9 protein-coding genes are annotated in these 10,860 nt (G+C 60.7%); 2 read left to right on the top strand and 7 right to left on the bottom strand.

Annotated features, from left to right (window positions below; genetic code table 11):
- Window positions 1-71: 71 nt before the first annotated feature.
- On the bottom strand, window positions 72-1,046 hold the full coding sequence (locus ACFELO_RS08665) for an NADPH:quinone oxidoreductase family protein (RefSeq protein WP_440957377.1): 975 nt from the start codon (window positions 1,044-1,046) through the stop codon (window positions 72-74).
- A gap of 176 nt (window positions 1,047-1,222) precedes the next feature.
- Between ACFELO_RS08665 and ACFELO_RS08670 the strand changes: the two genes are divergently transcribed.
- Both ACFELO_RS08670 and ACFELO_RS08675 read left to right on the top strand, forming a co-directional pair.
- Window positions 1,223-2,527 (top strand): pyridoxal phosphate-dependent aminotransferase, encoded by a 1,305-nt coding sequence (locus ACFELO_RS08670; RefSeq protein WP_440957378.1) that lies wholly within the window; start codon window positions 1,223-1,225, stop codon window positions 2,525-2,527.
- Between the two features lie 19 nt (window positions 2,528-2,546).
- Window positions 2,547-2,861: a hypothetical protein gene (locus tag ACFELO_RS08675; protein ID WP_440957379.1), complete on the top strand. Its 315-nt coding sequence runs from the start codon at window positions 2,547-2,549 to the stop codon at window positions 2,859-2,861.
- A gap of 54 nt (window positions 2,862-2,915) precedes the next feature.
- On the opposite strand, the gene msrA is transcribed toward ACFELO_RS08675, so the two are convergent.
- The 6 genes from msrA to ACFELO_RS08705 all read right to left on the bottom strand — a co-directional run bounded on the left by msrA (window position 2,916) and on the right by ACFELO_RS08705 (window position 10,739).
- Window positions 2,916-3,446, bottom strand: coding sequence for a peptide-methionine (S)-S-oxide reductase MsrA (gene msrA, locus ACFELO_RS08680; protein ID WP_440957380.1), 531 nt, complete (start codon window positions 3,444-3,446; stop codon window positions 2,916-2,918).
- Window positions 3,443-3,916, bottom strand: coding sequence for a peptide-methionine (R)-S-oxide reductase MsrB (gene msrB / locus ACFELO_RS08685; RefSeq protein ID WP_440957381.1), 474 nt, complete (start codon window positions 3,914-3,916; stop codon window positions 3,443-3,445). Before msrB ends, msrA begins: the two co-directional genes overlap by 4 nt.
- A 106-nt stretch (window positions 3,917-4,022) precedes the next feature.
- Complete coding sequence (locus ACFELO_RS08690) at window positions 4,023-4,463, bottom strand: phosphoribosyltransferase (RefSeq protein ID WP_440957382.1); 441 nt, start codon at window positions 4,461-4,463, stop codon at window positions 4,023-4,025.
- Window positions 4,464-4,491: 28 nt separating this feature from the next.
- On the bottom strand, window positions 4,492-6,000 hold the full coding sequence (locus tag ACFELO_RS08695) for a serine hydrolase domain-containing protein (RefSeq protein ID WP_440957383.1): 1,509 nt from the start codon (window positions 5,998-6,000) through the stop codon (window positions 4,492-4,494).
- A 41-nt stretch (window positions 6,001-6,041) separates the two neighbouring features.
- Window positions 6,042-6,764 (bottom strand): helix-turn-helix domain-containing protein, encoded by a 723-nt coding sequence (locus ACFELO_RS08700; protein WP_440957384.1) that lies wholly within the window; start codon window positions 6,762-6,764, stop codon window positions 6,042-6,044.
- 264 nt (window positions 6,765-7,028) lie between these two features.
- Window positions 7,029-10,739 (bottom strand): S8 family peptidase, encoded by a 3,711-nt coding sequence (locus ACFELO_RS08705; RefSeq protein ID WP_440957385.1) that lies wholly within the window; start codon window positions 10,737-10,739, stop codon window positions 7,029-7,031.
- Between the last annotated feature and the right edge of the window lie 121 nt (window positions 10,740-10,860).

Consider the following 10,860-nt stretch of genomic DNA (forward strand, 5'->3'; position numbering starts at 1 on the left):
GCGCCGGACATGAAAAAGCTCCCGGACGTCATCACGCCCGGGAGCTCGATCATGTCACCACCATAAGAGACTTACGGCGTCAGGACGACCTTGCCCTTCACCCGACGCTCGAGAAGGTCCTCGAACGCCTTGGCGTAGTCTTCAAGCTTATAGCTGGCGGAGACTTGCGGCTTGATCTTGCCAGCCTCATAGAAATCAAAGATTTCCTTGAGGTTCTGCGCATTGGCGCGCGGGTTCTGCCCCGCCCAGGCGCCCCAGAAGACGCCCTGGATGTTGCGGCTGTTCAACAGCGCCAGGTTCAGCGGGATTTTCGGGATCGGACCGGAGGCGAAACCGATCACCAGATAGCGGCCATCCCAGCCCGTCGCGCGCAGCGCGGGTTCGGCGAAATCACCGCCCACCGGGTCATAGACCACGTCCACACCCTTGCCGCCAGTCAGTTCCTTGACCTTCGCCTTGAGGTCTTCGGTCGTGTAGTTGATCGTCTCGTCCGCGCCATTGTCGCGGCAGAATTGCAGCTTCTCTTCCGAGCTGGCCGCCGCGATCACCTTGGCGCCCATGGCCTTGGCCAGTTGCACCGTGGCGATGCCCACGCCGCCCGCAGCGCCCAGAACCAGAACCGTCTCGCCTTCCTTCAGGCGGGCGCGGTCTTTGAGCGCGTGATAGCTGGTGCCGTAAATGGTGGTCAGCGCCGCGCCTTCCTCAAAGCTCATGCTTTCAGGCATGGGCACGACCTGGCTGAAATGCACCGGCACCTTCTCGGCGAATGCGCCCAGCATGGTCGCGGCGATCACGCGATCACCCTCGCTGACGCCCTGCACCTTGTCGCCCAGACCGGAGATCACGCCAGCCGCTTCCATGCCCGGCACGAAAGGCGTCGGCGGCTTCATCTGGTACTTGCCCTCAACAAGCAGAATGTCGGGGAAGTTCACCCCCGCCGCCTTCACGTCGAGCATCACCATGCCCTCGCCCAGAGGCGGCTCCGGCGCCTCCTCGACCGTGAGGTTCTGATACGGTGCGAAATCCTTGCAGATCAAAGCGCGCATGAAGTGGGCCTCCCTGACTCGTCCTTATGTTTGTGGGCACGATAGAGCAGCAAACGCGAGGCGCAAGCAACTCCTTAACCGCTAAAGCGCCTGCGCTTTGCGAATCTCTACGTATGGCGCAGTCTGGCGTTGAGAGGCAGCATTCCCACCTGACGCCACACCAGAAAGACCGCCCCATGAGCCCCAGAGACATCCAGGCGCCCGACATCTTCGCTCCGTCGGTCCAGCTCAATCTCAACATTCGGGGGCTGGGCCTGTCTGCGACGCTGGCGATCAATGAGCGTTCAGCAGCGCTAATGAAACAGGGCCGCAAGGTCTCAAAGCTGGGGCTGGGACAATCGCCCTTCCCCGTGCCGGATATCATGCAGAAAGCGCTGCGCGACAACGCCTTCCAGAAGGACTATCTGCCGGTTCAGGGGCTTTATGGCCTGCGTGAAAAGATCTGCGGCTATCTACAACGCACACAAGGGCTCGATTTTGATCCTGAAGACATCCTGATCGGTCCGGGGTCCAAGGAACTGATGTTCCTGTTGCAGCTGGTATATTACGGCGATCTTCTGATCCCCACCCCGTCCTGGGTCAGCTATGCGCCCCAGGCCCAGATCATCGGGCGCCCCATTCGCTGGCTGCCCACGGCGCCCGAAAACGGGCTGGGGGTAACGCCGCAAGTGCTGCATGACGCCTGTCAGAACGATCCGGACCGTCCCCGCCTTCTGATCCTGAACTCTCCCGGCAATCCCACCGGCACGGCGTATACGCCGGACCAGATGCTGGCCATCGCCGAAGCCGCGCGCGAGCATCGCCTTCTGCTGCTCTCTGACGAGATTTATGGCGGGGTGCAGTTTGATGGCCGACACCAGTCCGCCGCCCGCTACTACCGGGGCGGCACGATCATATCAGACGGCATTTCCAAATGGGCGGGCGCCGGGGGCTGGCGTCTGGGCTTCTTTGCCTTCCCCAAATCCCTGAGCTGGCTCAAGGACGCGATGGCCGCAGCCGCCAGCGAGACCTACACCTCTGTCTCTGCGCCCATCCAGCATGCCGCCAAGGTCGCATTCGAGGGCGGTCCTGAGATGGAGCTGTACCTGCACCGCTCCCGTCAGGTCCTCGAAGCGCTGGCGAGTTTCGTTACCGATCAGCTGACCGATGCGGGCGCACGCGTCAATCCGATCCGGGGCGGCTTCTACGCCTTCCCCAATTTCGATCCGGTCAGCGAAAAACTCCACGCGCGCGGCATCGTCACCTCTGAACAGCTCTGCGAGCGGCTTCTGGAAGAGACCGGCGTCGCCACCCTGCCCGGCTCCGCCTTCGGCCGCCCGGACACCGAACTCTCCCTGCGGCTCGCCTTTGTCGACTTTGACGGCGAGCTGGCCCTGCGCGCCCTGTCGAACGGTGAAACGCTCGACGAAGCCTTCCTGAACCGGCATTGTCCGCGGGTGATGGAGGGGATCAGGGCCATGGCGCAATGGGCGCGCGGCTGACCTTCAGGCTGGGCGCGCAATGGATCTAGACTGGAATGCGGTGATGGCCGCCGAAGGGTTTTCCACCTGGATCCGCATCATGATCTGGGTCGGGGTGGCGTGTTTCTTCTGGGTTTTCGCCATGCTGTTGCGTGGCGGCTTTGATGACATGCTCGACGTGATCCGCTCACCCTACGCCACAGTGGGGGAGCGCTCGCGCATGATGATGCGTCTGCCGACGCGCTTTCTCCTCCTGCTGATCGCAGCCCTGTTCGGCGCCGCCAGCTTCGCCATTCCGCTCTTCCTGCAAGGCGCGGTCGTCTTGTTCCTCTGGCGTCAGGCGACGGGCGGATAGACAAAACCCCGCCTCATCGAGACGGGGTTTGATCAGCCTGATTGAACCCAACGCCTAGGCGGCGCCGGCATTTCGCTTGGGCAGCACCCAGTCGGGACGCGGGAAATGACAGGTGTAGCCATTGGGATAACGCTCGAGATAATCCTGATGGAACTCCTCGGCGCTCCAGAACGCACCCGCCGGCGTCACCTCGGTGACCACCTTGCCCGGCCACAGGCCCGACGCATCCACATCCTTGATGGTGTCTTCAGCGACCGCTTTCTGGCTCTCATCCAGATAGAAGATCGCCGAGCGGTATTGCGTGCCGATATCATTGCCCTGACGGTCCACGGTCGTGGGATCGTGAATCTGGAAGAACAGCTCCAGCATCTCGCGATAGCTGGTCACGGACGGATCAAACTCGATCTCGATGGATTCCGCATGTCCGGTCTCGCCGGTCTTGACCTGCTCATAGGTCGGGTTCTCGAGCGCGCCGCCGCTATAGCCGACACGCGTGGAGAGGACGCCGGGGCGGCGCCGGATCAGGTCCTGCATGCCCCAGAAACAGCCGCCCGCCAGTAGGGCGCGTTCAGTCGTCTCGCTCATTGGGAGGCCTCCTTGCGGCCCGCTTTCACAAAATCGATGTAGTCGCCATAGCCTTCCGCCTGCATCTCTTCCAGCGGAATGAACCGTAGCGCGGCGGAGTTGATGCAGTAGCGCAGACCGCCCGCCTCTTGTGGCCCGTCGGGAAAGACATGACCGAGATGGCTGTCGGCATGGGACGAGCGCACCTCGGTGCGGATCATGCCATGGCTGTCATCACGCACTTCTTCCAGCGCCTCTTTCGTGATGGGGCGGGTGAAGCTGGGCCAGCCGCAGCCGGATTCATACTTGTCCGCGGACGCAAACAACGGCTCGCCCGAGACCACATCCACGAAAATGCCGTCGCGCTTTTCATCCAGCAGCGCGCCGGTGAAGGGCCGTTCGGTGCCGCTCTCTTGAGTGACATAGCGCTCTTCCGGGCTGAGCCGGGCCAGCGCTTCGGGCGTGCGCGCCCATTTGGGATCAGAGCTCATCTCGCTCTCCTTGCCTGTCACATTCATATGGAGCAGCGCGCGTGGCGCGCCAGTCCGCTCTCTTCAATGTGAGGCGGTCAACGTGTGAGACAAGGGGCAAGCCGGATCAGAGCGCGCCAATGGCTTCCCAGGGAAACTCCACCCATTCACCGGCAGGCGTTTGACGACCGGCAATGACGCCTGAGGCGCCATCCGTCTTGTCGATCAGCGCGGCGACAATGGCGTCGGGATAGCGCGCGCGCACTTCTTCCAGCGTGCGCCCGGAATCGATGATGTCATCAATGACGATCGCAGCAGCGTCCGGCGCAGCGCCATAGGCCTGCATCCGCCCCTGCGCGCCCTCCACCCCGTCGGCATAGGACATCAGCCCCAGCGAGGTCATCTTCCGAAGGCCCAACCGGTGCGCCACCAGCGCCGCCGGGATCAACCCGCCTCGCGCCACGCCCACCAGAACAGTGTCCGGATCAATCGGCCCATGCTGCGCCGCGATCTGGTCCGCAATCGAGGCGGACAGGGTTTCGATATCCGTCCAGCTGAGCTTGAGCATGAAGGCCTCCGTTCTGAGCGCATCCAGTCTAGTTCAAGCGTTCCAGTCCTGCACGGGCATTGGCGCACCAATGGCAGGTGTCGTGTGACCGCCCCAGATCCAGGGCGCGCTGATAGTGCTGGCGGGCCAATTCGGGATGGCCGGTGATCTCGTATCCGGACGCCAGACTGTCTTGCAGATTGCCATCTTCCGGATAGAGCGCCGCATTCAGGGTCAGGAGCGCCAGCCCCCAGTCTGATTGACCGGCTTCAAGCTGATACAGGCCCACCCGGTTCAGCACCCAGGGCGCGGGCAGCTCACCCAGATGCGCTTCGAGATAGGCTGGCAGCGCGTCCGCTTCTTCAACCGAGCGCCCGGTCATGAAACGGGAGACCAGGGGCACAGCTCCGCCATGCGCCGGGCGCGGGGCATAGGTCGGATCATCCATCATCCGCGCCACTTCATAGCCCATGCCGCCGACGCGCCCTCGCGCAGCGTTCGTCATGTGTACGATCAACGTATCGGAACGCGGGCCATACTGAACGCTGGTGAAAAAGAGGCCGTTGCTGCCGGCATGGCTGATCCATGCCTCGCCCGACGGACGCGCGCCCACGCCCCAGCCATAGCTGTAATGGGTGAAGGTTGGCGGATACGGATCATCGAGCGGCATGAGCGGCTGATACAGGCGGGCCAGCATGTCAGGCCCCAGCACTTCCCCCCCGCTCAACGCCTCCATCCAGCGCACCATGTCCTGCGGGGTGGAATAGAGCCCGCCATTGCCCAGAAGCCGATAGGACACCGGCTCATCCCGCCAGCGCTCAAGATAGAACAGGCCCTGATCGGCGCGATCGGGCGCGATCTGCCGGTCGTCGTAGCCATGCGCCGCCTGCGCATAGGACCAGTCCATCAGGCGATAGCCCGTAGACTGAAGCCCCGCTGGCATGAGCACCAGACGACGCAACGCAGCCTCGAACGGTTCTCCGCTCACCCGCTCGACAATGATGGCGAGCACCGAATAGCCCGCATTGGAATACTCATACCCGCTGCCCGGCTGACGGTTGAGCGGGCTGGCCCACAAGGGCGCCAGAAAGGCGTCTTCGGAGAGGTAGGGATCCGCATCACGCCCCTCAAAGCCGCCAGTCTCATCGGAAAGGCCGGAGCTGTGGGTCAACAGCTGCTCGACTGTGATGTCCATCTTGTCTTCAGGAATGTCCGGGAAGAAGCGCACAAGCCGGTCATCCAGTCTCAGCGCGCCCTCCTCCACCAGACGCAGAACGGTCGCGGCGGTGAATTGTTTTGTCACCGAGCCCAGATCAAACAGGGTCTGTGCATCTAACGGGCGCCCAGAACTTCGGTCCGCCGCCCCCCAATACCCTTCATACACAAGGACCCCGCTCTGAAGGACGATCAGGGCGCCGGGCGTGGCGCCGACATCCCGGGAGGCCTGGGCATAGGTCTCAATCCGTGCGGGCAAAGGCGGTGGGGCATAGCTGACAGACTGGGCGGCGGGCGCAAACACGAGCGCGCACGCCATCACGAGCCATTTCCACAGGAACATGGCGATCTCCATGAATTTGCAATGTCAGAGAATCTGTGAGGCTACTTCCAGCGGAAGCTGATGAAGAAGCAGCCCAGACCGCCCAGCAGGAACATCACCGCCGGAGCGAGGAACCAGCGCAAGGGAGAACGCACCCTCACCCGCTCTGCATCCACAGGCTCGAAATACCGTCGTCCGCCGTCGGCCTCTTCAAGGAAGCCGGTCGCGTGCATGTCCCGCGTGACCCGGGTCTGAGGGTCGGCGCGCTCCATCATTGCAACCTGAAGCGCTCGCGCCGCCGCCTCATCTGGGCGGTCATCGCCCAGATCCGGGCGCAGGCTGCGCTGCAGGATGTCATAGGCATTCAGGTCCTCCCCGGGCGCCAGGACGCCGGGCGAGCTATAGTGATAGACCTCGTAGTCCTCATCCTCGGCCAGTGCGAACAGGCCCAGTGAAGCCCCGCCCAGAAACACGCACCCAAGACCGGCCACCAGCCAGCTGCGCGTCAGTCGAGTGGATTGCGCCTGAAGACTCAACACGGCCGTCCGCACCTGCCCGATCTCGCGCAGGGCGTTCAGATCCTCGCCGCTGACAGAGCGAGCGACCGCTTCCGCGTCAAAATCATAGGCCTGCGCCAGCCGCTTGAAGACCTCTTCAGAGGGAAAGGACTTCCCGGTTTCGAGCTTGGACAGATAGGACTGTTCGATCCGGGCCTTCGCCGCCGCCTCGGGCTGGGTCCAGCCCAGCGCTTCGCGCCGGGCTTTCAGGAAAACGCCAAAACTCATCTGCTCTCTCCGCCTTCACCGCACGCCAATGTGCGATCCGGCGCCCAGTCTTTGAAAGTCGGGCGGCGACTGACAGATGAATATCAAGGACTGGGTCAGGAATAACAGCCCAACAGCGCATGATGTGTCTCATCTGGCTTGCCGCCCCCATCTCCCAGACCGGGGCGGCGCCCTCTCACAGGCGCGACCAAGCCTTGCACGCACTCAGCACAAGCCGGCGCACAGATGGCCTCCAGGGAATTCCACAAACTTCCCAGCGTTCGCTTAATTGAAGCCAATAACCCGCACGATCACTTCATTGTCGAAGGTAAAATCGGTCAACCCTCCCGCCAAGGTCACGGCGAAGCGGCGCATCAGCATGGTTTGGCTCATGGTTCCGGCAGCCGCCTCAAGCCTGAAATGCAGGTCAGCCCTCCCGAAAGCTCCACACTCAGACAGGTCTGCAGGCAAGATCAGATACTCTCCTCCAATGGAGCGCTCTGGCTTTACCGTCAGCTCGCAATCGCTGAAGGCGTCACTGTAAGGCTGGGTGCTGGAGGCCTCGTTTGCGATCCTGATCTGAATGCGGGTTGGAAGCTCGCCCCCCAGGCCGGTTATGCGAAAGACGCCTTGCGTCCCCGCGTCTGCATCGCCCACCCATTCAAAGGGGCCGAAATCAACGCGATCCACCGAGCCGACGCGGGAAGGCGCAATTCCCTTGTCGACTTCCTCATCGAAGCTGAAGTTCGTGATATCCCCGTTGGCGCCCAGACCGATCCGGTTGGCGGTAACAATTCTTCCAAAGGCCTCTTCAGGACCATTGAGCCTGAAACGAAGATCGGCACGGACATAATCACCGCAAACGGCAAGATCTGACGAAGTCAGGACGTAATCGCCCAGACCTGATCGGGCCGGATCAATTTCGATGGTGCAATCATCAAAATCATTCGCGTAGCTGCCGCTCGCAGCATTGTTGATAGCGACGTCGATGGACCTCATCTGCCCGACAATCGGGGCAAACCGAATCAAGTTTTGAGTTGGTGATTGCGCATCGCCGACCCATTCAAAACTCTTATGAACGGTCACCGAGGCGTCACCCGCGTCATTGGCGCGAGGCGCGTCAAAAAAGTCGCGGCGATCCCAGGTGATGTCCGTGACCGAGCCCTCAGCCCCATAAACATATCGGCTGACATGAGCCAAAGGGGAAGTCCCGGTACCGGCCTCAATGAAAATGGACAAATCCATATCCGAGCGCCCAAAATCGCCACACACAGCGTAATCTTCGGGAAGCACCAGATAACTGTCCCAACTCCTTCGCGCATCCAGAGCATGAATGGTGCAAGTATAGGAGATTTCGGAATAATCAGTGGGTGTTAGCTGACTCACATCTCCGGTCGGGTAGCTGATGTAGAGAACAATGTGAGAAAGACGAGCGCCATTCAATCGCTCAATGACAAAGCTAGACCTCATGAGATCGGCATGATCTCCCACCCAGGTTGTGGAGGTGTATAGCAGCTGCTGCGTCCCCGGGACCAAGGCCTCAGACTGATCAGATTGCGTTCGCATCAACCCGGCTGCCTCTTCGGGAGTCAAATCAGAGTCCAAGGCACGCGCATTATGACTCTGTGGCCAATAGTCGACCAAAGCGGTGCTGATGTTCTGATTGGGGTCCGCGGAAAAGTCCGTAAGGCTTCCATTGCCCCCCAGGACAAAGCGGCGGACCTTTATGTGCTCATAATCAGAAGCACTCCGAGGTGTGAGGTACAGATAGGCTTGAGCGTTCTCCACCCCGGCACAATCCGCCATGTCCCGGTTCAAAAGGAGGTATTCTGTTCCCGAGAACCGCTCGTTTCGGACAGGCAGTGAACACTCTCTGTAGAAGTTCTCAGCCTCGTCTCCGGATTCATCCTTGAACACGATCGAGAGGCTTTCAGGAGGCCCGCTATACAAACCTGAAATTCTGAAAATGCTCGTTGGACCCGCGCCGGTTTCTGCGAACGCAGGAAAGGGGCCGTACTGCCCATCCGCTTCAATCACGCCAAAGGCCGAGAGCGATACGGGCAGTTCAAACCGCTCTGCCCCTGCTCCCAGGACGAGAGCGCCCATCGTGATCCTAGGAAAGGGCGAATCCGGACTAACAAGCACATCCGGCAGCAAATGCAGCCGCTTGCGGAAGCCCAGTCGAAGCTCCGAGGTTGCACCCGGAGCAATCGTCAGGCTGTCGCTGCTGACTTCGAGCCAGCCTGGCGCTTCGATGACGGAGATAGAAACAGGAGTATTCCGTGAATTTGTAAGTCGATAGACCGAGTCAGAATATGAACTGATATTGACTGTAGAATTTGTCGCCCGGTATGCGACCTCAGGCTCAATGGAAACGCCTGGTAAAATTGTTCGGTTACTGCGCAAATACTCAAAAGCTTGCCCTGCATTGACTGAAGCAAACCCCCTTCCGATCCCAAGATCGCTTGCAGGATTTCCAGTCAACTGAACCGCAGCCAACAGCTCCGCCATGCTGGTCTCTGGTGAAGACTGTCTGAGAAGCGCGAAAGCGCCAGCTGCGGTCGGGCTCGCCATAGAGGTCCCTGTCAAGTACCGGAAATAATGGCATTCTCCCTCAAGGATTGGGCCGCCGAACCAGTTTCCATCACTGTTTTTGTTCAGACACCGCCCCTCGGCCGTCACCGGCGCCACATCAAACGCAGACATCAGGTTGACCCCTGACGCAGCCATATCAAGAAAAGGCGCCTTGTTCGAGGAATACAGAATTTGTTCGTTTGCGCTACCGCTTACTATAGCGGAATTTGCGACCGAAATAACTTCTGGAATACATGCGGGTGCAGACAAGGCATTCCGGTAGCCTTCATTTCCGGAAGACGCCAGAACCCCAACGCCTTCCGCCGCCAGCAACTGAATGATTGGTCTCAGAGGTGCGTCCAGGCAGGGTTCAAAATGCTCTTCCCCACCAAAGCTCATATTGATCAGATCCACGCCAAGCTCTGAATTGTTCTGATACAGCCATTCCAGAGCCGCGATCTGATCCGTGGTCCAGGACAAGATGCACCCCGCCCCACCTTGACGCGTACAATCTTCACCCTCAAAGCGGCTGAAAACGTTGATCGGGACCAGATCGGCATCCGGGGCCACGCCTGAAAATACATGGTTATAAAAGGCGACAGGCCGCCCTGCAGCGAGCGCCGCCACATGGGTGCCGTGTCCACAGCCATAAAGCCCTGCTTCAGGATCCACATCGAGGGTGACACAATCTTCAGCGGGAGCCCCACTCGACAACGAGGTCACCTGCTGGGCGCCCCCCTCGCACAGGGACTGGCTTTGCCCAGTCTCGGTGGAGCTGAAGCAGGCTCCAGCTATGATTGCGCCCTCAAAGGCGACATGGTTCAGCGCAATACCGCTATCCAGTATGGCCAGGGTTTGTCCCTGACCCGTAAAGCCAGCGTTCCAGACTGTTTGTACGTCCATGACAGCCAGTGAAACAGGTTGCGTTGGCGCTTGAGCTGATGCTTGCCGCCACGCCAGATGACTTGGGGCGGCAGGCACATCCTCGAAAACGGCCGCCACATCCGGGTGGGCTGAAAGAGCGTTGATTTCCAGTGCATTGGCGGTCAGCGCAAACCCGCCGCTGATTGGAAAGTCAGCGTAGACCTCTGCTGCGTCCTCTAGGGTCGCGTCCGGTCGATACAATCCGATACCCAGCGCCTCGCGCAATATAGATGCACGGCGCCCCCCGAACTGCGCCCGCGCTGCGCTCCCACGCACATCCGGCAAGCTGCGCATCGCTCGCTGCTGATTTTGGTCGTGCATCATGACAATCACGCGCACTCTTTCGCCGCCCTGCAGTCTCGTCTGGCTCCGCTCGGAGACCGGACCGCTCAGCACTGACAGGGCGGGTGATGGGTCGGCCTCATCCGCATACGCCACACCGCCAATATGTGACAGCGTCAGACACAAGCCTGAGATAGCCAAAATCGTCGCGCGCATGCCGTCCCCCCGTACGTACGCAATATCGCCCTCGAGGAGCATGACCTGGCGCACTTTACCCGCCACGGGGGAAAAGCGAAGGGTAAATAAGTTATTTCAACACAAAAGCGCCCTTCGCATT

Origin of the sequence: Oceanicaulis sp. LC35 (assembly GCF_052055585.1) — a bacterium.
Lineage (GTDB): Bacteria > Pseudomonadota > Alphaproteobacteria > Caulobacterales > Maricaulaceae > Oceanicaulis.